Genomic DNA, 24,192 nt, shown 5'->3' with positions numbered 1-24,192 from the left:
AAAAAGGGCGCCTCGATGGGCGCCCTTTTCGCTTATGGAGCACTGGTTACTTCACGCGTGACCATGTTTGTTTCTTACAGATCGGGCCAACACAGCCTGCAACCTTCAGGGTCGATCCGCTCAGAGTCATCTTGGATTTGTAAACCTTGCCGGTCGAGGGCTGCCAAATCTTGCCACCCGAGTATTTGCCACCGCCATTTGGGTTCATGTCCCAAACCAGTTGCTTGCCAATATTCGGGGTGCTGATTTCTCCGCTAGAATCAAACGCTTTGGAAATCACGCCACACAGCGCAGCGCCACATTGTGAAAATGTTACGTGGGCATAGGCACCGTCATCGACTTGAGTTTTCCACACGCCCAGTACCGGATCGGCCATCGCAGGCCCGGCCAAACCAACTGCCAGCGCTGCCGCTGCAATTACTCGTTTCATAGTATCCTCCCTGATTTGCCGATTATCCTGCCGCCCTCGCCCACCCTGTGGCAAGTGTGACGTCACGGGAGGTCTTGCTTGGCTTTCCCCCTTGTCCATGTAAAAAGCAGCGCAATCGACAGCTTAACGGAGCACCTGCCATGATCCTCTATCCTGCCATCGACCTGAAAGACGGCCAATGCGTGCGCCTTTTGCGCGGCGAGATGGAAGAAGCGACCGTGTTCAACGACGATCCGGCAGCGCAAGCACGTGCGTTTCAGGATGCAGGCTGCGAATGGATCCACCTTGTCGATCTGAACGGAGCCTTCGCGGGTGAACCTGTAAACGGTGCTGCGGTTGAAGCCATCCTTGGCGCGATTGATGTCCCTGCCCAGCTGGGTGGCGGCATCCGCGACATGGCTACGATTGAAGGCTGGATCGAAAAGGGCCTGTCCCGTGTGATCCTTGGCACCGTGGCCGTGGAAAACCCCGATCTGGTCCGCGAAGCCGCCCGCGCGTTTCCCGGCAAAGTCGCCGTGGGCATCGACGCGCGCGACGGGCGTGTTGCGACCAAAGGCTGGGCCGAGGAAACCGACGTCATGGTCACCGACCTTGCCAAGTCCTTTGAGGACGCAGGCGTCTGCGCCATCATCTACACCGACATCAACCGAGACGGCGCGATGCAAGGTCCGAATGTCGAAGCAACCGCCGATCTGGCCCGTGCGGTCTCGATCCCCGTGATTGCGTCGGGCGGCGTCAGCTCGCTCGACGATCTGCGCGCGTTGAAATCCTGTGGTGCACCGTTGGATGGCGCCATCTCGGGCCGTGCACTGTATGATGGCGCGATTGATTTGAAAGAAGCCCTCGGGGTTCTGAAAAGCGCATAGATGGCCCAAATCCGCACGACACCCCTGCCCCAGTCTTCAAAGTTGTGGGAGCGATTCACCAAAGGTGACTTTATCGACGGGTATGCGGTCACCAGCCCCCTTTCAGCACAAGAAGCGTTGCAAATTGGGCTGGCACTACCGTCTTGGGCCATGACGCTTTTGAAAATTCGCAATCGCATTCTGTCGCCTTTCGGGTTCAAAACACGGATCGACAAAGGGTATGTGGACAGCATCTTCCCGCTCGAATTTGAAGATGAGAACGAGGTCATCGTCGGCACCGATGACTGGCATCAGGATTTCCGCATTTCGGTCTACAAATCCCAAGGCTCGATCCATATGTCGACATGGGTGCACCGCCACAATCTGGCGGGATATATCTATCTTGCCGTGGTCATGCCGTTTCACATCCTAATCGTACGCGACGCCATGCGGCGCATTGCCCGCACGACAATTGCACCAGCGACGCAAGCGCAGTAGACACGACCCGTAAACCAATCGAGGGCCCCATGCTCAAGACCCGCATCATCCCCTGTCTCGACGTGGCTGAAGGCCGCACGGTGAAAGGCGTCAACTTCGTCGATCTGATCGACGCAGGCGACCCGGTGGAACAGGCGCGCGCCTATGACGCCGCCGGCGCTGATGAGCTCTGCTTCCTCGATATCAAAGCCACTCATGAAAACCGTGGCACGATGTATGATCTGGCCACCCGCACGGCGGAACAATGCTTCATGCCGCTGACCATCGGCGGAGGTGTACGCAGCCCAGAAGACGTGCGCGACCTGCTACTGGCGGGCGCGGATAAGGTCAGCTTCAACTCTGCCGCCGTGGCGGACCCGGACGTGATTGCACGCTCTGCTGATCGCTTTGGCAGCCAGTGCATCGTCGTTGCCATCGACGCCAAGACCATCGGCCATGACGCGGATGGCAATCCCAACAAATGGGGCATCTTCACCCATGGTGGGCGCAAACCAGCGCTGGACGCAGACGGCAATCCCATTGATGCAGTCGAATTCGCCAAGCTGATGGAACAGAAGGGCGCGGGTGAGATCCTGTTGACCTCGATGGACCGTGACGGAACCCGCGCAGGCTTCAACCTGCCGCTGACCCGCGCGATCTCAGACGCCGTGCATGTGCCGGTGATCGCCTCGGGGGGCGTCGGCAATCTGGACCACCTTGTGGAAGGCGTGACCGAAGGTGGGGCAAGCGCCGTGCTGGCCGCATCGATCTTCCACTTTGGCGACTACACCATCCGCGAGGCCAAAGAACACATGGCCGCCGCAGGCATCCCGATGAGGCTTACATGAGCATTCTAGAGCAACTCGCAGCGACAATCGAAGCACGCAAAACTGCAGATCCCGACAGCAGCTGGACCGCCAAACTGCTGGCCAAGGGCCCGGAAAGATGCGCCGAGAAGTTCGGGGAAGAAGCAGTCGAGGCCATCATTGCAGCGGTGAAAAACGACCGCGAGAACCTAACCGCCGAGGCCGCAGACGTGCTCTATCACCTTCTGGTCATGCTGGCCGCGCGCGACGTGACGTTGGACGATGTTCTGTCAGAACTCGAACGCCGTGAGGGCACATCAGGCATCGCTGAAAAAGCTGCCCGACAGCCCTAAGCTTCTCATTTTCTTGTCATAAATATCTTGGGGGAATGCGCGCAGCGCAGGGGGCAAAGCCCCTAGGCTGGCATGGCGAGCAGCCGAAAACCTAACCGACAAGAACTCCATCGCCAATCAGGCGCGGGTATTCGATGGCGGGGCAGCGATCCTCGACCACTTCGATCCCGCGGGCCTCGGCCTTCGTGCGCGCGGCTGCATTGAAGATTTCCAATTGCATCCAAACCGTACGCAGATTTGGCAGCGCCTCAAGCGCTTCATCTACAATCGGCTCGATGGTCTCGGCACGGCGGAAAAGGTCGATCATGTCCGTCTCGGCGGGCAGATCCGAAACTTTTGCCACAACCGTTTCGCCAAACATCTCTTGCCCGGCTAGCCCCGGGTTCACACCAATCACGCGATACCCTTTGCGGGTCAGAAAACCCGCCACACGATGGCTCGCCCGTTCAGGCTTGTGGGACAACCCGACAAGACCAATCACACGGGTCGTCGTCAGGATCTGTTTCAGGCGGGAGTCGATATCTGTTTGGGTCATATGCAGCACTTAAGCCCCTAAGGTTTCATTTCCAAGCCCGCATAAGAAAAAGCGCCCAGAGATGAAATCTCTGGGCGCAGTTGGTGGAACGAGGGACAGTGAATAGAGGTTTCAGACGTTCCACAGTCTGGCCTCTGTCAAACAAGTATGTCCTTTGGTTGGGATTTGAAGATCTGGTAAAACACTTGTGATCCTCCCGTGACGCCCTAAGCCTCAAGAATACCCGGCCAGTTGGCATTCCCTTTCGCGATATTCCCCGGCACATCCTGCAACCAAAGCTCGCGCGCGCGCAGGCTGAAATTCAGGTAGAGCTTGTCTTCAAAGATCGTCCAAGCCTCGGGCACCGTTGGGGCGATGTAGCCCTTGCTGGCTGCATAGGCGCAATATCCACCAAACTGCGGGGCGTATTTCGCAGGATCTGCTGCGAACATGTCGCGGGTTTCTGCGCTTGAGAACAAGACTTTCGCACCTTCGTGCTCGAGCGAGAAATCGGAGGCTCCGGGCGTCGGTGCACCATTGGTGAAATAGGCCACTGGGTCATGTCCATCCCACGCAATGCCATCTTCCGAATAGACTGGCGGGCTGGCAGCAAATGCAGGGCGGGTCAAAAGCGTAGCGCCCAAAGGCAGGGCAGCCAATCCAGTCAACAAGTGGCGGCGGGTTAAGTGCGTCATTGAGATCTCCTTTCGGTTTCTCTCAATCTGCCCCCTGCGCCGCGAATTTACAGCCCCTCGCACGCGGAGTTGATCACCGCGTGAGGCGCGTTGCGTAAAGTGCCACCGCTGCCGCGTTGGACACGTTCAACGATCCAAAGTCACGCGCGAATGGGATCTTCACCAAGGCATCACACGTCGCTTTGGTCTTTTCGCGCAGACCCGGCCCCTCTGCCCCCATGACCAATGCCACGGGCGCATCAGGTCGCGATGACAGTGCCTGCTCGATGGTCTCGTCCGCCTCGCCATCCATGCCAAGCAGAACGAACCCCATATCGCGCAGTTCGTTCATCGTGTCGGCAAGGTTGCGTACACGAAGGTAGGGTTGACGCTCCAATGCGCCGGACGCTGTTTTGGCCAAAGCACCGGTTTCAGGTGCTGACCCGTGTTTCGTGCCGATCACCGCACTTGCACCGAACACCTCGGAAGAACGCAGGATTGCTCCGACATTGTGTGGATCGGTTACCCGATCCAGAAGCACCACGACTGGCATTTTCCCTTCGCCACCCAATACGCGCGTGGCAAAGTCACCCCAGTTCAATGGCTTCACCTCAAGGGCTGCGCCCTGGTGTACCGAATTGGGATCTAGGGGGGCTGGAAACTTGCGCGGATCGGCCATTTCGGGGGCCATGCCCGAAGCCTCAATCGCGTCTGCAAGTTTGTCAGCTGCATTTTTCGTAACAATCAGCTTAAGCTTTTCACGCTCTGGATTCACCAGCGCATCACGCACCGCATGAAGCCCGAAAAGCCACACAGTCTCGGACGCTTCTTTGCGCTTTGCCTGCTCTTTTTGAACCACCCATTTTGGCTTTTTCATTGCGCGTTCCGCCTGTCCAGTCAGCTGTCTTTTCACAAGGCCCGGACAATGCGTCATGCGACCGGCCGAGACAAGTGCATTTGGGTGATTTTTCATATTGACGCGCCCCGCCCGGCGCGATACCTAGCCCCACGTTCGGCGCAGATAGCGCAGGAAAAAGTGGGCGACAGGCCGCAAGGTGTGGCAGGGGACTGTAACTCCCTCGAGGCGACTCACGCTTGGTTCGATTCCAAGGTCGCCCACCATTTTCCAAACGACACAACTTATCCTTATAGTTCGGAAATCTGGGTACAGGTCTATTGATCCCGCCTTAGAACTTCCTGTCCAATTGGCTGGCAAATTTGGCTTTCCACATCGCCTCTTCATATTCCGAGGCAGCAGTGCTGTCATAGACCAGCCCCCCGCCCACGTTCAGGGTGGCGTCATCGCCGTCCAACAGCAGCGTGCGAATGGCGACGTTGAACTCGGACCGACCGTCAGGGGCCATCCAACCAATCGAGCCGCAATAGATGTCGCGGGGGTTGGGCTCTAATTTGGCGATGATTTCCATCGCGCGCAGCTTTGGCGCCCCTGTGATAGAGCCACACGGAAAAAGCGCGCGCAGGATGTCGGAAAGCCGGGTTCCACCCTGCATTTGACCCCGGATCAGAGACACCATCTGGTGCACGGTCTCATAGCTTTCCACGGTGAACAGTTCCGGCACATGGACGCTGCCCACTTCGCAGATGCGAGAGATGTCGTTTCGTAGAAGGTCCACAATCATCAGGTTCTCGGCCTGATTTTTCTCGTCCGATTTCAAAAAAACCGCGCGGGCGGCGTCTTCGACGGGGTCGGAACTGCGCGGTTGGGTGCCTTTCATCGGGCGGGTCTCGATCATGCCGTCGGCATCCGTGCGAAAGAACAGCTCGGGCGAGCGGGACAGGATGGCGGGCAACCCGTCAGCCTGCACCAGCGCGCCATATTGCACCGGCTGCAACCGCGTGAGCGCACGATAGAGTGCTTGCACGTCGCCTTGCGCCCTGCCCCGGATCGGAAAGGTCAGGTTCACCTGATAGGTGTCACCCGCGCAGATATAGTCATGCACCGCCTGAAACCCACGCGCATAGGTGTCAGCATCCCAATCGGGCGTCAAATCGGACAGCGCGGCGGCGCCGGACTGCAGAGCAGGCGCGGGACCGGGACGATCATAGAGGCCAAACATCAAAAGTGGCAGGCGGCGGTTCGGTTTCAACAAGGGCTTAAGACGCGGCTCCAGCGCATAGCCAAGCTCGTAGCTTGCAAAACCTGCCAGCCATGCCCCGCTTTTCTGCGCTTGATCCAAACGGTCCAGCGCGTCAGGCACATCGTCAAGTGACCAAGCCACAATCTGATCCTGCGGGTCTGAAAACAGCTCAGCCGCACCATCGGGTCCGTGATCGAATCTAATGTCCACCTGCAAAGCCTCCGCTGCGGATCACAGATACAGTGTTGAGGAATTCACCTGCGGATTAAAGGCGGCGTTTGCAAGCCCGAATACGCCAGGTCATTCAGCCTGCGTCACACGCTTTACAGTTTCGCGGTTTGCAATTTTTCCAGCAGATCCAGCAAACGCTCTGCTTCTTCCTGCCCCATATGGGCTTCGATCCGGGCCGCGATTTCATTAGCCAGATGCAGGTTGTCGCGCACGATGCTGCGGCCTTTGTCAGTGATCTGAACAAGCGTGCGACGCTTGTCTGTCGCATCCGATTGGCGCGAGATCAGCCCATCTGCTTCCATGCCCCTTAAGATGCGGGTCAAGCTTGGCAAAAGCAGGCACGCTTCTTTTGCGATGGTGCTTTGCTCGACCTCTCCCAGCTCGTCCAACGTGCGCAGAATACGCCATTTCTGTTCGGTCAGGCCAAGTTCACCCAGCATGTCACGAATGGGCTGCATGACGACTTCACGCGCCCGCAATAGCGAGATCGGAAGAGAACGGGATGTACTTGGAATGGCCGGCTTGGCAGGAAAATCACTATTCATGCTTGTCTTATAGCAAGCCTGCAGAACTGAACAAAGCAGCTATTCTTGACAGGTCCAGACATATTATTTAACATCGCAATTAATAAATCAGACATATGAGGGCCAAATGTCGAATCTGGACAGCAATATCGAGAAGCTTTCGGGCTATCTGGCGCGTTTTCGCGATACCGGCATCCAAAATCGGATTGCTGGTGAGGACCGCGCTGGGTCTGCTGGGATTTTCCAATCGACATCGCCCGTCGATAAATCTGTGATCTGTGACGTCGCGCGCGGCGATGAGACGGATATCGATAGCGCCGCGAAGGCTGCCGCCGAGGCATTCCCCGCATGGCGTGACATGTCCGCAACTGAACGTCGCCGCATCTTGCTGAACGTTGCAGACGCGATCGAAGCGCGTGCCGAGGAAATCGCGCTGTGTGAATGCTGGGACACGGGCCAGACCATCCGTTTCATGTCGAAAGCCGCGTTGCGTGGGGCCGAGAACTTCCGCTACTTCGCGGATCAGGTGGTACAGGCTCGTGATGGCCAGCACCTGAAGTCTCCCACTCTGATGAACGTAACAAGTCGCGTGCCCATCGGCCCTGTTGGCGTCATCACCCCATGGAACACGCCTTTCATGCTGTCTACATGGAAGATTGCGCCTGCGCTGGCGGCGGGTTGTACGGTGGTGCACAAACCGGCCGAAGACAGTCCCCTGACCGCGCGTCTTCTGGTGGAGATCGCCGAAGAAGCAGGCCTGCCGCCCGGCGTTTTGAACACCGTGAATGGATATGGCCATGACGCGGGCAAAGCGCTGTGCGAGCACAAGCTGATCCGCGCCATCGCCTTTGTCGGTGAAAGCCGCACGGGCAGCCTGATCGTGAAGCAAGGTGCAGACACCCACAAGCGTAACCACTTGGAATTGGGCGGCAAAAACCCTGTCATCGTGTTTGACGACGCGGATCTGGACCGCGCTCTGGATGCGGTGATCTTTATGATCTACTCGATCAACGGCGAACGCTGCACGTCGTCCTCGCGCCTGTTGGTGCAGGACACCATCAAGGAAGAATTCGAAGCCAAGCTGGTCGAGCGTGTGAACAACATCAAGGTCGGCCACCCGCTGGACCCCGCGACCGAGATCGGTCCGCTGGTGACCGAGACGCACTATAACAAAGTGACCTCGTATTTCGACATCGCCAAGGAAGATGGCGCGACTGTTGCCGCTGGTGGCGTGAAGGTCGGTGACGAGGGATACTTCGTGCGCCCGACGCTCTTCACCAACGCCACCAACGACATGCGCATCGCGCGCGAGGAAATCTTCGGCCCAGTCCTGACCTCGATCCCGTTCTCGACCGAGGACGAAGCGCTGTCGATTGCCAATGACACCGAATACGGCCTGACAGGATACGTCTGGACCAACGACCTGACCCGCGCGCTGCGCTTCACAGACAAGCTGGAAGCGGGCATGATCTGGGTGAACTCTGAAAACGTGCGCCACCTGCCAACCCCGTTTGGCGGCGTAAAGGCTTCGGGGATTGGACGAGACGGCGGAGACTGGTCGTTTGATTTCTACATGGAGCAAAAACACGTAGGCTTCGCGACCGGCCAACACAAAATCATGCGGCTGGGTGCCTAAGCACCCTCCCCGTGCTAAAACGAAAAAGCGCGATACCCAAAGCGGAGGAAACCCGATGGGACAGATTGTTCAAGCTGCGAAAATCACCCATGTGCCAAGCATCTGGATGTCGCACACGATGGAGCAATATAAAGGCATCCGTCAGCCTGCCATCGACGGCTATGCAAAGCTCCGCCAGGACGCGATTGATCGCGAGGTCGAGACCTTCATCATTTTCGACACCCATTGGATCACCAATCAGGGCTTTCACCTGAACGCCAAGCCCCATCACAAGGGCCGGTTCATCAGCCACGAGCTGCCGCATATGCTGGCAGATATGGAGTTTGACTACCGTGGCGACAGCAAATTGGCGCAATGCATCTTGGATGCGCTCGAGGACCGCGGTGAACGCGCCATGGGCCATGCGCAGCCCGATCTGGGCATGGAATATGGCACGCTTCTGCCCATGCATTTCATCAATGACGGCGTGAACGCGCGCGTGCTGCCCGTGGCGGTGAACCAGTTTTCCTCCATCGAGGAAAACCGCCGCTGGGGCGCGGCCATTGCCGAGGGGATCAAGCGGTCAAACCGCAAGGTTTCGGTACTGGCCTCCGGCTCGATGAGCCATGATTTCACCCCCAATGAACGCTCGGTCGACGGGTTGAACTCAGTGAATGGAGAGTTCAACCGCCAGATGGATCTGCGCGTTCTTGAGCTGTGGAAACAGGGCAAATGGGCCGAGTTCCTTGACCTCTTGCCCGACTACGCCGTCAAATGCACCGGCGAATGTGCGATGAATGACACGGCGCTTCTGTTCGGCGCGTTGGGGTGGAAAGACTACGACGGCTCCATTGACATCTACACCCCTTACTTTGGCAGCTCGGGCACCGGGCAGGCCAATATCAGTTTCTCGGTCTAAGGAAATCTCATGCGCTTTGCCACTTTCTTCGCTGCAGGCGAGACCTTCTTTGGTGCGATCACCGATGATGGTGCCATCGCCCTGAACGGTGATTTCCCTGACCATTCAAGCCTTTATAAGGTCATCGCCGCAGGGGCGTTTGACCAGCTTGCCCAAGCCGCCCAAGGCAAATCCGTCACCCACACCGAGTTTACCTACGATATGGTCCTGCCGGATGCGCGCCGGATCCTCTGCGTCGGCGTGAACTTTCCTGACCGAAATGCCGAATATAAAGACGGCAGTGCGCAGCCCAGATACATGTCGCTTTTCCCGCGCTTTGCCAGCGGGTTTACCGGCCACGGCCAGCCGCTGATCCGCCCGCCGGAAAACCATACGCTGGACTATGAGGGCGAGGTGGCGATTGTCATCGGCAAACCCGGCCGTCGCATCAAAGCAGCGGACGCCTATGACCACATCGCGGCCCTGACGCTCTGCAACGAAGGCACGATCCGCGATTGGGTGCGGCATGCGAAGTTCAACGTCACACAGGGCAAGAACTGGGACCGCTCGGGCGCAATCGGTCCGTGGCTGGTGCCCTTCACAAACGCCGCACAGCTGGACGACGCGCGCATTCAAACCCATGTGAACGGAGAACTGCGCCAGAACGACACGCTGGACCGCATGATGTTCCCGATCCGCGAGGAGATTGCCTATATCTCGACCTTCATGACGCTTCAGCCCGGCGATGTGATCGTGACCGGCACCCCCACCGGCGCAGGCGCGCGGTTTGACCCGCCCCGCTATCTGGTGCCGGGTGACGTGGTCGAGGTCTCGGTCGAGGGCATTGGCACACTGACAAACACGGTCGAGGACGAGGGCGTATGACCCCCGAAGATCACGCCAAAGCCGCCGCCGATCTGCTTGAGGCCGAGAAAACGGGCACCCAGATCGGCCTTCTGTCAGGCCGCCACCCGGATATGGGCATGGATGACGCCTATCAGGTGCAAAACGCAGTCTATCGCGCGAAGCTGGCGGAGGGTCGCAAGGTCATCGGTTGGAAGATCGGTCTGACCTCGAAAGCGATGCAATATGCATTGAACATCGACATTCCCGACAGCGGTATCCTGTTTGACGACATGCTGTTTGAGAACGGTGCGACGGTGCCAGCAGGCCGCTTCATTCAACCACGGATCGAGGCCGAAATTGCGTTTGTGATAAAAGCGCCATTGGGCGGGATAGATGTGACACGCGATGATGTAATTGCGGCCACGGACTTTGTTGCCCCGTCGATTGAAATTCTGGACACGCGCATCACTCGCACGGACCTAGAGACCGGCAAAACGCGTACCGTCTATGACACGATTTCTGACAACGCAGCCAATGCAGGGATCGTTCTGGGCAAGGAACGCCACGCCATCGATACACATGATCTGCGCTGGGTTGGCGCCTTGACCTTCCGAAATGGAGAGATCGAGGAAACCGGGCTGGGTGCGGGCGTTTTGAACGACCCGGTGGAAGGCGTTGTCTGGCTCGCACGACGCATGGCGCAATATGGACAGCAGATCGAAGCCGGACAGGTGATCTTGTCCGGCAGTTTCATCCGGCCTGTGGAATGCCCCTCAGGCACCGAAATACACGCAGATTTCGGGCCGTTCGGGTCGGTTGATATCAATTTCGCCTAGCACACAGATCGGGCGATATGTCGCCCGCGGTGCAAAACCCCTTGCTGCCGGGCCGCGCATCCCGTTATCTCGACCCGAGATGTTTCTAAGCACCCGTCGATACACACTTCGTGCCCTGTTCACCGCCCTCTTTCTGAGCGCGTCAAGCCTGCCTTCCTTTGCCGATCGGATCACGGTCTTCGCCGCTGCCAGTTTGGGTGGCGCACTGGATGATGTTGCGGCAGCATTCACAAAAGAAACCGGGCATGAAACTGTGTTGTCATATGCAGGATCTTCGGTGCTTGCACGGCAGATCACCTTGGGCGCCCCGGCCGACGTATTCCTGTCCGCCAGCACTGATTGGATGGATGTGGTCGAGGATGCGGGTCTTTTGCCCAAAGACTCACGGCGCGACTTTGCCGGAAACAGAATAGTCTTGGTTGCTCCGGCTAGCACCTCGTCTCCGGCCGAAATACCTGCCAGCGCGGAAGCTTTCCAATCGGCCCTAGAAGGCGGGAAACTTGCCATGGCCTTGGTTGATTCCATTCCTGCCGGACAATACGGCAAGGCCGCGCTTGTGGCGTTGGGCCTGTGGAAGGGCGTTGAACCGCATCTGGTTCAGACCGACAACGTCCGGGCAGCACTGGCTTTGGTCGCATTAGGAGAAGCTCGTCTGGGGATCGTCTATGCGACGGATGCACTGGCCGAGCCGAAGGTTCGCAAGGTTGCAACATTGCCAAGCTCCACCCATGCCCCAATCACCTATCCCGGTGCGGTGATGGTCAATGGCGACGTAAAAACGGCCACTACTTTTCTTGAATTCCTCTTGGCGCCAACCGCGCAGGACATCCTGACCGATCACGGCTTTCTTCCCGCCGCAAAGGTGGTGCGATGAGCTGGCTTGGCCCCGAAGAATGGCAAGCCGTTGCTTTGTCTTTGAAGGTTGCCAGCTGGGCAACGCTTCTGTCCCTACCCTTCGCCATCTGGGTGGCGCACCTTCTGGCGCGGCGGGACTTTCCCGGCAAGCAGGTGGTGAACGGCCTCGTCCATCTGCCCCTGATCCTTCCGCCCGTTGTCACGGGCTATCTGCTGCTTTTGACATTTGGCGGCACCGCACATCTCGGTGCGCTGCTTACCAATCTCGGGCTACCGCTTGCTTTCCGTTGGACCGGGGCCGCATTGGCCGCCGCGATCATGGGCTTTCCCCTGATGGTCCGCGCGATCCGCCTGTCGATCGAAGCTGTGGACACCCACCTTGAAGCCGCCGCCGCAACGCTTGGTGCCTCGCGGTTGCAAGTGTTTGCGACAGTCACCTTACCGCTGGCTTTGCCCGGCATCATCGCAGGGGCAATCCTTGGCTTTGCTAAAGCGATGGGAGAGTTCGGCGCAACCATCACCTTCGTCGCCAACATCCCCGGTGAAACCCGCACGCTGCCATCAGCCATCTACAGCTTCCTTCAAGTGCCCGGTGGGGAAACCGCGGCTGTGCGGCTGGTGGTCATCTCGATCATCATTGCAATGGGGGCGCTGATTGCATCCGAGCTTCTTGCCCGCCGGGTTTCCAAACGGATGGAGGGCGCATGACACAGCCTGCCCTTTCCGTTCAGCTTACTGGCCAGCGCAATGGGTTCTTGCTGGATGTCAGATTTGATGCCCCTCCGGGCTTAACTGTGCTCTTCGGGGCTTCCGGTTCGGGCAAGACAAGTGTGGTCAATGCGGTGGCCGGGCTTGATCAACACGCAACAGGGCGCATCGCACTAGGCGGCCATGTTCTGATGGACAGCGCGACCAATCTGCACCTGCCCACGCAGGATCGCCGCATCGGCTATATCTTTCAGGACGCAAGGCTGTTTCCGCATATGAATGTGCGCCGCAACCTTGACTACGCGCGCCGCATTGCGCGCGCGCCGCTGGACACCACCGAATGGAACCGCGTGATCGATATGTTGGGCATTGGCCACCTGCTGGACCGCCGCACTGCTAACCTGTCAGGCGGAGAGAAGCAGCGCGTTGCGATTGGCCGGGCCCTGCTTGCGAAGCCTAGACTTATTCTCGCCGATGAACCACTCGCCGCGCTGGATGAGGCACGAAAGCAAGAAATTCTTCCCTACTTCGAGCGATTGCGTGACGAAGGCGACATTCCCGTGCTCTACGTCACCCACGCAGCAAGCGAAGTGGCCCGACTGGCCACAACAGTCGTCGCCTTAGATCAGGGCGGCGTGGTCAAGCAAGGCACGGCGGCAGATGTGCTAAGCGATCCTTCATTCATTCCCGGTGATGTTCGGTCGGTTGGCGCCGTGATCGAGGCCTATGTGGTCACCCATCACGAAGATGGCCTGACCGAGCTTGAGGCGGGAGGTATCCCCCTTCATCTGCCCCGCATCGCCCGCGATCCGGGTACGCGGCTTCGTGTCCGCATCGCGGCCCAAGACGTGATCCTGTCACGCGACAAGCCGAAAGGTCTGTCCGCGCTTAACTGTCTGCCGGGCAAGGTGGATCAGGTACATTTGGGTGACGGACCAGGCGCGGTTTTGTCTATTAAAACCCCTGCGGGCCGAATCTTGGCGCGGGTAACGAAACGATCAGTCAAGGCAATGAGCTTGACCGAAGGCGTACAGCTTCATGCGATCATCAAAACGGTTGCTGTCGCGCCGGGGGATGTAGGCGGTCCGAAAGACTGACCCGACTTACAGCTTATCGCGCGTGCTGAACCACAACATCGCCACCACCAAAAGCGGCCAACGCAAAGCGACACCGCCCGGGAAACGGGGCGTTGGAACCTGCGCCATCAAATCAAACCGTTCCGCCTGACCTGAAATCGCTTCGGCAACCATCTTGCCACCTAGCGCCGCCATCGCGACCCCATGGCCGGAATATCCCGATGCCGACAGTACATTGCCCTGGAGGCGCGCGAAATGCGGCATGCGGTTCATGGTGATGCCCAGCGTACCGCCCCATGCGTAGTCGATTCGCGTGTCTTTCAGTTGCGGATAAATCTCAAGCATCGGTTTGGATACCAGCTTCACGATGTCTTTTGGGAACTTGTAGCCGTAGCTTTCAGCCCCGCCAAAAAGCATGCGGTTGTCATCCGACAGTCGGAAGTAATTGACCACAAATTTGCTGTCGGCCACAGCGTGTCCATCGCGGATCAAAGACTTGGCAAAGTCCTCGTCCAGCCGCTCGGTCGCCAGAATATAATTGTTGATCGGCATGACACGCGCAGCGACGTGTTTTTGCGTGTTGCCCAGATACCCATTGCAGCCCCAGACCAGATGAGACGCGCGGACGCGTGCCGCTCCGGTGCGTACTGTGACCGTTGATCCTTCGCTGACATCCGTTACGCGGCTCGTTTCAAAAATGCGCGCGCCAGCAGCAACCGCAGCCTTTGCCATCCCGAAGGCCAGACGAAGCGGATGGGTATGCCCTGCCCCCATGTCCAAAGACCCGCCGTGATAGGCCGGAGACCCGCAAAGTTCGCGCATTTCTTCGCGATCGACCGTGCGGATCAAGTCATAGCCGTATTCTTCGTTCAACTTGCGGACGTAGTCGTGATCTTCAGGCACATACCGCGCGCGATGCATTGCGTGGATGATACCGTCGGTGAACCCCGCATCCGGCACGTGTTTGGCAACGATGTCGCGCACGAGCTGAACACTTTCGCGGGCCATGTTCCACAGTTTGCGGGCATCATCTTTGCCCACCATTTTTTCCAGCTCGTCTTGATCAAGGCGTTGGCCCATGCCCACTTGTCCACCGTTCCGCCCCGAGGCTCCGAACCCAACGCGCTGTGCCTCAAGCAGAACAACGTCATAGCCTCGTTCGGCCAGGTGGAGCGCTGCGGACAAACCCGTAAAGCCACCTCCAACGATGCACACGTCACAAGCAATGTCGCCCTGAGCCGTAGGATACGGCCCCGGTGCATCGGCGGTCGCGGCATACCAAGATTGCGGATATTCTCCGTGCTGGTCATTGGCGGTTAGCAGATCCATGTACCCTCCGAACAAAAACGGGGTCAGACCATCAGCCCGACCCCATTTCCTAGTCTAGCCAGCGACCATCAGGCCCTTTTCTTTGACGACTTCATAAGCTTCGTCCAAGGACTTACGGGCGCGTTCGATCAGAATGTCGATCTCGTCCGTCGTGATGACCAAAGGCGGAGAAATAATCATCCGGTCGCCTACATGGCGCATGATCAGGTTGTTGGCAAAACAACGCTCGCGGGTCAAGAAGCCCACGGTGCCCGGATCGGACGCAAAGGGTGCGCGTTTGGATTTATCTGGTGTCAGGGCGAGCGAGGCCATCATACCGACAATCTTCGTTTCGCCCACGAATGGGTGGTCGGCCAGCGAATGCCATTTCTCGGCCAGATAAGGGGCCGCTACGTCGCGCACATGCTCGACAACGCCTTCCTCTTCCATGATGCGCAGGTTTTCCAGCGCAACCGCACAGGCCACAGGGTGGCCCGAATAGGTGTAACCGTGATTGAACTCGGTCCCAGCCAGAACGCTTGCCACCTTGTCGGACACGATCGAGGCACCGATGGGCGCATAGCCCGAGCTAAGACCTTTGGCGACCGTCATGATGTCGGGCGTCAGATCCAAGGTTTGGCTGCCGAACCAGTTTCCGGTGCGGCCAAATCCAGTAATCACTTCGTCAACGATCAGAAGGATATCGTACTTCTTACAAATCCGTTGAATCTCGGCCCAATAACCGTCAGGCGCTACAATCACGCCCCCCGCACCTTGCACTGGTTCGCCGATGAAGGCCGCGACTTTCTCGGGGCCAACTTCCTTGATCTTGGCTTCCAATTGCTGAGCACGTTCCATGCCGAATTCTTCGGGCGATGTGTCGCCACCTTCCGCATACCAATGGGGTTGGTCGATGAACTCAATGCCCGGAATGGGCAAGCTGCCCTGACCATGCATGCCCTTCATACCGCCCAAGCTTGTGCCGCCAATGGTCGACCCGTGATAGGCATTCCAACGCGAGATAATCACGTCGCGCTCTGGCTGACCTTTTTCAGCCCAGTAGGTACGGACCATGCGGATGTTGGTGTCATTCGCGTCCGATCCGCCATTAGCATAGAACACATGGTTCAAATCGCCCGGTGCCAGCTGCGCCAATTTCTGGGCGAGTGCGATCGCAGGCACATGGGTCGTTTGGAAGAAGGTGTTGTAATACGGCAGCTCGCGCATCTGGCGGGCCGCCACTTCGGCGATGCTTTCATTGCCATAGCCAATGTTCACACACCACAGACCGGCCATTGCGTCGAGAACTTCTTCCCCTTCGCTGTCCTTCAGCCAAATCCCTTTGGCCGACGTAATAATCCGTGCGCCTGTTTGTGCCAGTTCACCGTCATTTGTGAACGGATGCATATGGTGCGCTGCATCAATTGCTTGCAGCTCGGCGGTTGGAAGATGATTGGTGATCTTGTTCATCGCGGATCTCCTCGAATTCTTGGGTCGGACAGAACCACACAGCACGAGAATCACCCGCTTGACGTGGTTCGTCAAAAGCTGGCTTCACAATATGATCAAAAAATAGACTGTCAACGCATGACCTGCGATCTGATCAAATTCAGGCCGCCAGTAAGGTCTCACGGACTTGGGCGATTCCCTGTTCGATATCCTCGCGAATTGCATCGGCGACAGCATCACCGTCACCTGCCCGCATCGCGGCCATGGCTTCGGCATGTTTGTCGGGCAGATTGGCCGTGCCATACCGACCCAAAACCACGCGCAGCGACGGGCCTGCCCGCAGCCACAACATGTTTGCAATCGACGACAGAACCTCGGACCCGGCCAGATCATAGAGATAGGCATGGAACCGATAGTTGTGCTCAAGATACCCGCGCACATCGCCTTGATCGATGGCTGCGTTGAGCTGGTCGTCATAGGAAACAAGCCGCTCAAGCTCGTCTGCACCTATGTTTTCTGTAGCTTTTCGCGCAAGCTCTGGCTCGACCGATAGGCGCGTAAAGGCGATGTCATTCCACTGTGCCAAATCGGGCTGAGGTACAGACACGCGACGATTTCCCTTGAACTCTAACGCCCCTTCCGATGTTAAACGCCTGATGGCTTCCCGCACAGGCGTCATACCCACATCCAATGTGGCGACAAGTCCCTGAATGGTAACGGGTTGCCCTGGGGCCAATTCCCCAAATAGAATCATTTCGCGCAGCTGGCGGTAAACCCGCTGGTGATCTGGCAGTTTCGCTTGGCGATCAGACAAGTTTCCCCCCATCCTTACAAATGCTTTGCCAATTCCGGCCCCAAAGATAATCTTTGAAAGCAACCTACTATGACTTCCGTAATTTTACCATATTGCGTGAATCGCATTTTTTTGATCAAATGTCGCAAACGGGCGTCACGCCCAAAACAGGGAGATAATGCGAATGAAGAAGACTTGGCTCTTGATGAGTGCCGCTTTGGCTATGGGTGTCACCACCGCCCAAGCCGAAGAAGTGCGTGTATATAACTGGTCGGATTATATCGACGAGGAATTGCTGACGAAGTTCGAGGAAGAAACCGGGATCGACCTGATCTATGACGTTTTCGATTCAAACGAAGTACTGGAAACCAAAATGCTGGCCGGCGGGTCAGGTTATGATGTCGTGGTCCCATCCGGAACCTTCTTGCAGCGGCAGATCACCGCTGGCGCTTTCCAGCCGCTCGACATTGCGAAACTGTCCAACCACGGCAACATGTGGGACGTGATTGCCAGCCGGACAGCTAAATATGATCCTGAGAACGCTTATTCGATCAACTACATGTGGGGCACCACTGGGATCGGTGTGAACATGGGCAAAGTGACAGAAGCTCTTGGCGAAGACGCGCCGATCGACAGCCTTGCTCTGATTTTTGATCCAGCCAACATGGAAAAACTGGCTTCGTGCGGTGTCCACATATTGGATGCCCCGGCTGAAATCATTCCCGCTGCGCTGGCTTATCTGGGTGAAGACCCTGACAGCCACGACCCCGACGTGATTGCGAAAGCTGAACCGATCCTGACGGCAATTGCACCATATGTGCAAAAGTTCCACAGCTCGGAATACATCAATGCGCTGGCAAATGGCGACATCTGTGTTGCTGTTGGCTGGTCGGGCGATGTTCTCCAGGCCCGTGACCGTGCTGTCGAAGCCGATAACGGTGTTGAGATCGCTTACAACGCAGCCAAAGAAGGTTCGTTGATGTGGTTTGACCAAATGGCCATACCTGCGGATGCTCCGAACCCGGATGCTGCGCATAAGTTCCTGAACTTCATCATGGACGAGCACAACATGGCGGCGGCGTCGAACTATGTTTACTACGCCAACGGCAACAAAGCCTCGCAAGCGCATCTGGAAGAGGATGTGATCGGCGATCCGGCGATCTATCCGACCGAAGAAGCCCTTGGCACGCTTTACACCACCACGCCTTATCCGGCGAAAGTTCAGCGCGTCGTCACGCGTCTGTGGACCAAAGTAAAGTCGGGCACCTAAGCCCGATCTCCCACTCCCTCCGCGCGTTTTGCGCGGGGGGAGACCTTCTTTTTCCCCGAGGTTATCATGTCTGACGCCGCCACCGTTTCGGCTCCTGCCGAGTTTGAACCCTGGAAAGATCCTCAAGCGAAACCGCTGATCCGCTTTCAGAACGTCACGAAACGCTTTGGCGATTTCACTGCCATCGACGATCTAACAATCGATATCTTCGAAAAAGAATTCTTTGCCCTTCTTGGCCCGTCTGGCTGTGGCAAGACCACGATGATGCGTATGTTAGGCGGTTTTGAGACCCAAACAGAAGGGCAAATCCTAATAGACGGACAGGACGTGGCCCCGATCCCACCGAACAAGCGTGCTGTGAACATGATGTTCCAAAGCTATGCGTTGTTCCCGCACTTGTCAGTTGCTGAAAACATCGCCTTTGGCCTAAAGCGCGACAAGTTGCCGAAGGATCAGATCGCGGCCCGCGTCGAAGAAATGCTCAGCTTGGTTCAGCTGAACAAATTTGCGAACCGCAAACCGCACCAGATTTCCGGTGGGCAGAGACAACGTGTGGCGCTTGCGCGCTCGCTTGCGAAAGCGCCGAAGCTTTTGTTGTTGGACGAACCGCTGGGTGCGCTGGACAAGAAACTGCGTCAAGACACTCAGTTTGAACTGATGGATATTCAGGAACAAACCGGCACCACCTTCGTGATCGTGACCCACGATCAGGAAGAGGCGATGACCGTCGCCAGCCGTATCGCCGTGATGGATCACGGCAAGATCATTCAGGTCGACACGCCAGCGAAAATTTACGAAGAGCCCGGTTCGATCTACGTGGCCGACTTCATTGGTGACGTGAACCTGATTGAAGGCAATGTAACCAATTCAGGCGATGATCACGCAACCATCAGCTGGGCCGAAGGTCAGCAAGATCTGATCGGCATTGCGCATGACGAAATACCGGCAGGCACGAGTGCCACGCTGGCCATCCGACCTGAGAAGGTGAACATCTCAACCGAGAAACCCGCCGACATGACCAACATCGTACACGGCAAGGTGCTGGACATCGCCTATCTGGGCAACATGTCGACCTATGTGATCGAGACGCCAACGGGCCAGCACATCAAAGCGCAAGCCGCCAACACCCGCCGCATTCGGCGCCGGGCAATCACTTGGGAACAAGAGGTCTGGCTAAGCTTCACCGATACCGCTGGCGTGGTGCTGACATCATGAAACGCTTTGGCCTGATATCAGTCCCATACTTTTGGCTTCTGGCCCTGTTCCTTGTGCCGTTCCTGATCGTTCTGAAGATCAGCCTATCGGATACAGCTTTGGCCATCCCGCCCTACACACCGACGCTGGACCTGTCCCAAGGCTGGGCCGGGTTTACGGAATGGTGGTCCGGGCTGGACATGGAAAATTTCACCTGGCTCACGCAGGATGACCTTTACTGGAAGGCTTATCTGTCCAGTCTGAAGATCGCGACAATATCGACGATCCTGGCGCTGTTGGTCGGCTTTCCGATCGCCTACGGGATGAGCCGCGCGCCGGATGATTGGCGCCCGACGCTGATGATGCTGATCATCCTGCCCTTCTGGACGTCATTCCTGATCAGGGTCTATGCATGGAAAGCTATTCTCAGCCAAGAAGGCCTGCTTAATCAGTTTCTTATGAACATCGGATTGATCGGCGAGCCGCTAACCATTCTGAACACCAACACCGCCGTTTATATCGGCATCGTCTACACGTATCTGCCCTTCATGGTGCTGCCGATCTATTCAGCGCTGGAACGTCTGGATGAAAGCCTCTTGGAAGCGGCCGAGGACCTTGGCTGCTCGCGCATGACCGCGTTCTGGCTGGTCACCTTGCCGCTGGCGAAACAGGGCATCATCGCGGGCAGTTTCCTTGTCTTCATCCCGGCCATGGGCGAGTTCGTGATCCCGTCACTTCTGGGCGGATCGAAGACACTGATGATCGGTAAAGTTCTGTGGGAGGAGTTCTTCTCGAACCGTGACTGGCCGGTCGCATCGGCTGTGGCTGTGATTTTGCTTCTGATCCTGATCATTCCCATCGTGCTGTTTCAACGCAATGAGGAAAAACAAAGGGAGGCAGGCAAATGAGACGTTTGAGCTGGTTCAACACCGTATCGCTGACCCTTGGGTTTGCCTTCCTTTACATCCCGATGCTGATCCTGATCGTGTACTCGTTCAACGGCGGCAAGCTTGTCACCGTGTGGTCGGGTTTCTCAACCAAATGGTATGGCGAGCTATTCCGCAACGAGGCTTTCCTTGACGCCGCATGGGTCACACTGAAAGTGGCTGTGATGTCTTCGACCATTGCAACCGTGTTGGGCACGATGGCCGCTTACGTGATGGTCCGCGCAGGTCGCTTCCACGGGCGCACCCTGTTTTCCGGCATGATCTATGCGCCGCTTGTGATGCCCGAAGTGATCACCGGCCTGTCCCTGTTGCTTCTCTTCATCGCAATCGGGCTGGACCGAGGAGTGCTGACCATCGTCTTGGCGCATACGACGTTTTCGATGTGCTATGTGTCCGTCGTAGTGTCCTCGCGCCTTGTGACCTTTGATCAGTCACTGGAGGAGGCCGCCCTTGATCTGGGCTGCACCGGATTTGAAGCCTTCCGCCTTGTCACCCTGCCAATCATCGCGCCTGCCGTGATCTCGGGCTGGCTGCTGGCCTTCACATTGTCTCTTGATGATCTGGTTATCGCCAGCTTCACGTCTGGTCCAAGCTCGACCACGCTGCCGATCAAAATCTTCTCGGCGGTCCGTCTGGGCGTCAGCCCTGAGATCAACGCCCTATCCACGATCATGATTGGCCTTGTAGCCATCGGCGTGATTGGGGCATCTCTAACCTCAAAACGGGCCATCGCGAAACGCGCGAAGGACGAACAGGAGGCTATCCAGTGAGCGACTTTCTGGAAGAATACGCAACCTATTGCAAAACCCATGGGCGCCCAGATCGGGTCGAGCTGATGCTGTGCGACATGAACGCGGTTTTGCGCGGGAAATGGTTGCCGGGGGATGACGAGAAGAAACTGACTGAAGGTGCTGTGCGTCTGCCGATCTCGACCTATGCGCCCAACATCATGGGCGAAGAGGTCGAGGCGACAGGTCTGGGCATCATCGTTGGTGATCCGGATGGACGCATCGTGCCAGTGGCTGGGTCATTGAAACCCGTACCGTGGACTAAAGGCAACGTGGCGCAAGTGCAGGTCGAGATGATCGACCCGGATACAGGCGAGATTTCGGACCTTTCCTCGCGCCAGCAACTGGCGCGCATGGTCGACAAGCTGCACGCGGCAGGACTGCATCCAGTGCTCGCTACCGAACTGGAGTTTTACCTTTTCAAGCCGCGCACAGAACAAGACACCGCGCCGACACCTCCTGATCGCAGCCCGGATGCGCAGAACTATGATCTCGAGGTGCTGGAGCGCACACAGGACATTCTGGACGACATCCTGAACGCCTCCGAGCTGCAGGGTCTCGCGACGGACACGTTGATCGCCGAATACGGGCCCGGTCAGTTCGAGATCAACTTCCACCACACCGACGACGTGATGTGGGCGGCTGACACAGCGCTTTTGTTCAAACGTCTTGTGCGTGGCGTCGCCCGGTCGCACGGGATGGAAGCCACCTTCATGGCCAAACCCTATGCCGAATATCCCGGCAATGGGATGCACGTGCATGCCTCGGTCGTGGATCGCGACGGCAAGAACGTCTTTGACGATGGCACCGATGGCCCCTCTGACGCGCTAAAACACGCGGTTGGCGGCACGCTCGACACGATGCGCGATCTACAGGCGATCTTTGCGCCGCATATGAATTCTTACCGTCGCTTCAAACCGATGAGCTTTGCGCCCTCGGCCCCGGACTGGGGGTTCGACAACCGCGCGGCGGGCGTACGTCTGCCCGAGACCAAAGGACCCGGCGCACGGTTGGAACACCGCATTGCTGGCGCAGACGTGAACCCTTACCTTGCGATCACAGCAATCCTTGGCGGTATGCTGCACGGGTTGGAAACCAAACCTACCCTACCCCTGCCACTTGACGATGCGGAGGCAGAGCCCGCGAAAACCTTGTCAGCTGATTGGCTTCAAACGGTCGAGCGGTTCGCCGCCTCTGACGCAGCGGTTGAAATCTTCGGTCAACGTTATGTGGATGTCTATTCCGCTGTGCGCCGCGATGAAATTGCGCAGCTCACCCATGAAATCACCCATGTGGAGTACCGCACCTATCTCGGCCGACTGTGATGCCGACGCCACGACGCATCTACGAGGACTACGCCTATTCAAACACCGCGCGCGCTGAGTGCATCTGGCCGCGTCCCAAAGGGGATTGGCGCGCGATCGAGGGGGATAATGACTGCGAAGTTGCTGTCATCGGCGGTGGCTTTACAGGTCTATCCGCCGCCATGCATCTGGCTGAAGCCGGGGCAGCTGTAACTCTGCTTGAGGCTGAGCATATCGGCTGGGGTGCATCGGGTCGAAACGGCGGGTTCTGCACGATCGGCGGCGACAAGCTGGGGCTGGGGGCAATCCGCAAGCGCTTCGGTGACGACGCCACCCGCGCCTATTTTACAGCCCAGCGTGGCGCTGTTGAGTTGGTGGCGGAACTACTGGAGCGTTACAAAATCGACGCCGAAACCCATTCGGACGGGGAACTTCTGCTTGCTCATACACCCAGCGCCATGAAGGGTCTGCGTTCCGAGCAAGCGGATTGGGCAGCGCTGGGGCATCCAGCAGAATTGATCCCAGCAAGCGACCTGAAAGCGCGCGGCATGAATGGCGCGTTTCATGGCGGTCTGATCCTGCCCTTGGGGTTTGCCCTTAATCCGGGACGCTATGTTAGCGGGTTGGCGCGGGCAGCGTCTGAAGCGGGTGTAAGACTGTCACCGCACAGCCCAGTTTCGCAGATTGATGAGATTGAAGGGCGTCACGTCCTGACCACTCCAACCGCCCGGATCACGGCGAAACAGCTGATCATCGCCACCAATGGCTATTCCTCGGATGGGCTGCCGAACTGGCTGAGCGGACGTTACCTACCTGTGCAGTCCAACATTCTTGTCACGCGCCAACTGACCGAGGATGAGATCGTCGCACAAGGCTGGTCCACCGATCTGATGGCCTATGACAGCCGAAGCCTTCTGCATTATTTCCGCCTACTACCAGATGGGCGCTTTCTGTTCGGAGCACGCGGCAACATTGGTGCCAGCGTCGAAGGTCAAGCTGCCATGCGCGCGCGACTTAAGCAGCACCTTTCAGCCATGTTCCCAGCGTGGCGAGATGTCGAAACGCCGCATTTCTGGTCTGGCCTAATCAGCCTGTCGCGGGACTTGCTTCCTTATGCGGGACCAATTGGAAACAGCAACACCGCATGGGCTGGGCTGAACTATCACGGGAATGGCGTGGCTATGGGCACATGGACCGGCGCGCGATTGGCCGATATGGCTTTGGGGCGCATCACCTCCCTACCCGTCCACACACGTAAGCTGCCGCGTTTCCCGTTCCCGGCACTCCGGCGAAACTACCTCTACCCCGCATTCGCCGGGTATCGCCTGAAAGACGGCCCGCCGCCAAAGTAA

General features: G+C 57.7%; 26 protein-coding genes and 1 tRNA gene. 18 read left to right on the top strand and 9 right to left on the bottom strand.

All coding sequences use genetic code 11. The annotated features are described in order from the left end of the window. Positions 1-46: 46 nt before the first annotated feature. Positions 47-430 (bottom strand): DUF2147 domain-containing protein, encoded by a 384-nt coding sequence (locus MWU55_RS06565; RefSeq protein ID WP_246935103.1) that lies wholly within the window; start codon positions 428-430, stop codon positions 47-49. A gap of 140 nt (positions 431-570) precedes the next feature. Between MWU55_RS06565 and hisA the strand changes: the two genes are divergently transcribed. Genes hisA through MWU55_RS06545 form a run of 4 tightly spaced genes read left to right on the top strand, consistent with a single transcriptional unit; the run spans position 571 to position 2,911 of the window. After that, entirely contained in the window at positions 571-1,296 is a 726-nt protein-coding gene (gene hisA / locus MWU55_RS06560) for a 1-(5-phosphoribosyl)-5-[(5-phosphoribosylamino)methylideneamino]imidazole-4-carboxamide isomerase (protein ID WP_246935101.1), read from the top strand. Further along, positions 1,297-1,773: a DUF2867 domain-containing protein gene (locus tag MWU55_RS06555; protein WP_246935099.1), complete on the top strand. Its 477-nt coding sequence runs from the start codon at positions 1,297-1,299 to the stop codon at positions 1,771-1,773. Positions 1,774-1,802: 29 nt separating this feature from the next. Beyond that, positions 1,803-2,600: an imidazole glycerol phosphate synthase subunit HisF gene (hisF, locus tag MWU55_RS06550; RefSeq protein ID WP_163037281.1), complete on the top strand. Its 798-nt coding sequence runs from the start codon at positions 1,803-1,805 to the stop codon at positions 2,598-2,600. Then, positions 2,597-2,911 (top strand): phosphoribosyl-ATP diphosphatase, encoded by a 315-nt coding sequence (locus MWU55_RS06545; RefSeq protein WP_246935097.1) that lies wholly within the window; start codon positions 2,597-2,599, stop codon positions 2,909-2,911. The genes hisF and MWU55_RS06545 overlap by 4 nt, the downstream gene beginning before the upstream one ends. A gap of 91 nt (positions 2,912-3,002) precedes the next feature. On the opposite strand, the gene MWU55_RS06540 is transcribed toward MWU55_RS06545, so the two are convergent. From MWU55_RS06540 to rlmB, 3 genes are all read right to left on the bottom strand, one after another. Then, positions 3,003-3,446, bottom strand: coding sequence for a CoA-binding protein (locus MWU55_RS06540; RefSeq protein WP_246935096.1), 444 nt, complete (start codon positions 3,444-3,446; stop codon positions 3,003-3,005). 206 nt (positions 3,447-3,652) lie between these two features. Beyond that, positions 3,653-4,120, bottom strand: coding sequence for a YHS domain-containing (seleno)protein (locus MWU55_RS06535; RefSeq protein ID WP_246935094.1), 468 nt, complete (start codon positions 4,118-4,120; stop codon positions 3,653-3,655). A 73-nt stretch (positions 4,121-4,193) separates the two neighbouring features. Then, positions 4,194-4,976 carry a 23S rRNA (guanosine(2251)-2'-O)-methyltransferase RlmB gene (gene rlmB, locus MWU55_RS06530; RefSeq protein WP_246935694.1) on the bottom strand — a complete coding sequence of 261 codons (783 nt, stop codon included), beginning with the start codon at positions 4,974-4,976 and terminating at the stop codon, positions 4,194-4,196. 161 nt (positions 4,977-5,137) lie between these two features. Between rlmB and MWU55_RS06525 the strand changes: the two genes are divergently transcribed. Then, positions 5,138-5,221: transfer RNA gene (locus MWU55_RS06525), tRNA-Tyr, on the top strand. Positions 5,222-5,286: 65 nt separating this feature from the next. On the opposite strand, the gene MWU55_RS06520 is transcribed toward MWU55_RS06525, so the two are convergent. Then, positions 5,287-6,408 (bottom strand): aminodeoxychorismate synthase component I, encoded by a 1,122-nt coding sequence (locus MWU55_RS06520; RefSeq protein WP_246935093.1) that lies wholly within the window; start codon positions 6,406-6,408, stop codon positions 5,287-5,289. A gap of 113 nt (positions 6,409-6,521) precedes the next feature. Then, complete coding sequence (gene hpaR, locus MWU55_RS06515) at positions 6,522-6,974, bottom strand: homoprotocatechuate degradation operon regulator HpaR (RefSeq protein ID WP_246935091.1); 453 nt, start codon at positions 6,972-6,974, stop codon at positions 6,522-6,524. A gap of 106 nt (positions 6,975-7,080) precedes the next feature. Here hpaR and hpaE point away from each other — a divergent pair, with 106 nt between their 5' ends. From hpaE to modC, 7 genes are all read left to right on the top strand, one after another. Next, positions 7,081-8,589, top strand: coding sequence for a 5-carboxymethyl-2-hydroxymuconate semialdehyde dehydrogenase (gene hpaE / locus MWU55_RS06510; RefSeq protein ID WP_246935090.1), 1,509 nt, complete (start codon positions 7,081-7,083; stop codon positions 8,587-8,589). A 55-nt stretch (positions 8,590-8,644) separates the two neighbouring features. Beyond that, positions 8,645-9,487 carry a 3,4-dihydroxyphenylacetate 2,3-dioxygenase gene (gene hpaD, locus MWU55_RS06505; RefSeq protein WP_246935088.1) on the top strand — a complete coding sequence of 281 codons (843 nt, stop codon included), beginning with the start codon at positions 8,645-8,647 and terminating at the stop codon, positions 9,485-9,487. A 9-nt stretch (positions 9,488-9,496) separates the two neighbouring features. Beyond that, complete coding sequence (locus MWU55_RS06500; RefSeq protein ID WP_246935087.1) at positions 9,497-10,351, top strand: fumarylacetoacetate hydrolase family protein; 855 nt, start codon at positions 9,497-9,499, stop codon at positions 10,349-10,351. Further along, complete coding sequence (gene hpaH / locus MWU55_RS06495) at positions 10,348-11,148, top strand: 2-oxo-hept-4-ene-1,7-dioate hydratase (RefSeq protein WP_246935085.1); 801 nt, start codon at positions 10,348-10,350, stop codon at positions 11,146-11,148. Before MWU55_RS06500 ends, hpaH begins: the two co-directional genes overlap by 4 nt. A gap of 79 nt (positions 11,149-11,227) precedes the next feature. After that, the gene (gene modA / locus MWU55_RS06490) at positions 11,228-12,022 is read left to right on the top strand and encodes a molybdate ABC transporter substrate-binding protein (protein WP_246935083.1); all 795 of its coding nucleotides are present in this window, start codon (positions 11,228-11,230) and stop codon (positions 12,020-12,022) included. Next, the gene (gene modB, locus MWU55_RS06485) at positions 12,019-12,711 is read left to right on the top strand and encodes a molybdate ABC transporter permease subunit (RefSeq protein ID WP_246935082.1); all 693 of its coding nucleotides are present in this window, start codon (positions 12,019-12,021) and stop codon (positions 12,709-12,711) included. Before modA ends, modB begins: the two co-directional genes overlap by 4 nt. After that, entirely contained in the window at positions 12,708-13,808 is a 1,101-nt protein-coding gene (gene modC, locus MWU55_RS06480) for a molybdenum ABC transporter ATP-binding protein (RefSeq protein WP_246935079.1), read from the top strand. Before modB ends, modC begins: the two co-directional genes overlap by 4 nt. A 6-nt stretch (positions 13,809-13,814) precedes the next feature. Here modC and MWU55_RS06475 read toward each other — a convergent pair whose 3' ends face one another. The 3 genes from MWU55_RS06475 to MWU55_RS06465 all read right to left on the bottom strand — a co-directional run bounded on the left by MWU55_RS06475 (position 13,815) and on the right by MWU55_RS06465 (position 17,358). Next, complete coding sequence (locus MWU55_RS06475; protein WP_246935078.1) at positions 13,815-15,116, bottom strand: FAD-binding oxidoreductase; 1,302 nt, start codon at positions 15,114-15,116, stop codon at positions 13,815-13,817. Positions 15,117-15,170: 54 nt separating this feature from the next. Next, positions 15,171-16,565, bottom strand: a complete 1,395-nt coding sequence (locus tag MWU55_RS06470) for an aspartate aminotransferase family protein (protein WP_246935077.1) — start codon at positions 16,563-16,565, stop codon at positions 15,171-15,173. 139 nt (positions 16,566-16,704) lie between these two features. Next, positions 16,705-17,358 (bottom strand): GntR family transcriptional regulator, encoded by a 654-nt coding sequence (locus MWU55_RS06465; RefSeq protein WP_348646218.1) that lies wholly within the window; start codon positions 17,356-17,358, stop codon positions 16,705-16,707. Positions 17,359-17,521: 163 nt separating this feature from the next. Here MWU55_RS06465 and MWU55_RS06460 point away from each other — a divergent pair, with 163 nt between their 5' ends. The 6 genes from MWU55_RS06460 (at position 17,522) to MWU55_RS06435 (ending at position 24,192) form a co-directional block, all read left to right on the top strand. Further along, a complete protein-coding gene (locus MWU55_RS06460) occupies positions 17,522-18,607 on the top strand; it encodes a polyamine ABC transporter substrate-binding protein (protein WP_246935073.1) in 1,086 nt (361 codons plus the stop codon). Positions 18,608-18,673: 66 nt separating this feature from the next. Next, on the top strand, positions 18,674-19,822 hold the full coding sequence (locus tag MWU55_RS06455; protein WP_246935072.1) for an ABC transporter ATP-binding protein: 1,149 nt from the start codon (positions 18,674-18,676) through the stop codon (positions 19,820-19,822). Continuing rightward, positions 19,819-20,709, top strand: a complete 891-nt coding sequence (locus MWU55_RS06450; RefSeq protein ID WP_246935071.1) for an ABC transporter permease subunit — start codon at positions 19,819-19,821, stop codon at positions 20,707-20,709. The genes MWU55_RS06455 and MWU55_RS06450 overlap by 4 nt, the downstream gene beginning before the upstream one ends. Continuing rightward, positions 20,706-21,518: an ABC transporter permease subunit gene (locus MWU55_RS06445; protein WP_246935068.1), complete on the top strand. Its 813-nt coding sequence runs from the start codon at positions 20,706-20,708 to the stop codon at positions 21,516-21,518. Before MWU55_RS06450 ends, MWU55_RS06445 begins: the two co-directional genes overlap by 4 nt. Beyond that, positions 21,515-22,861 carry a glutamine synthetase family protein gene (locus tag MWU55_RS06440; protein ID WP_246935067.1) on the top strand — a complete coding sequence of 449 codons (1,347 nt, stop codon included), beginning with the start codon at positions 21,515-21,517 and terminating at the stop codon, positions 22,859-22,861. The genes MWU55_RS06445 and MWU55_RS06440 overlap by 4 nt, the downstream gene beginning before the upstream one ends. After that, entirely contained in the window at positions 22,861-24,192 is a 1,332-nt protein-coding gene (locus MWU55_RS06435) for an FAD-dependent oxidoreductase (RefSeq protein WP_246935066.1), read from the top strand. The genes MWU55_RS06440 and MWU55_RS06435 overlap by 1 nt, the downstream gene beginning before the upstream one ends.

The organism is Aliiroseovarius sp. F20344 (assembly GCF_023016155.1).
Taxonomy (GTDB): domain Bacteria; phylum Pseudomonadota; class Alphaproteobacteria; order Rhodobacterales; family Rhodobacteraceae; genus Aliiroseovarius.
This window is presented reverse-complemented; position numbering and strand designations above follow the sequence as displayed.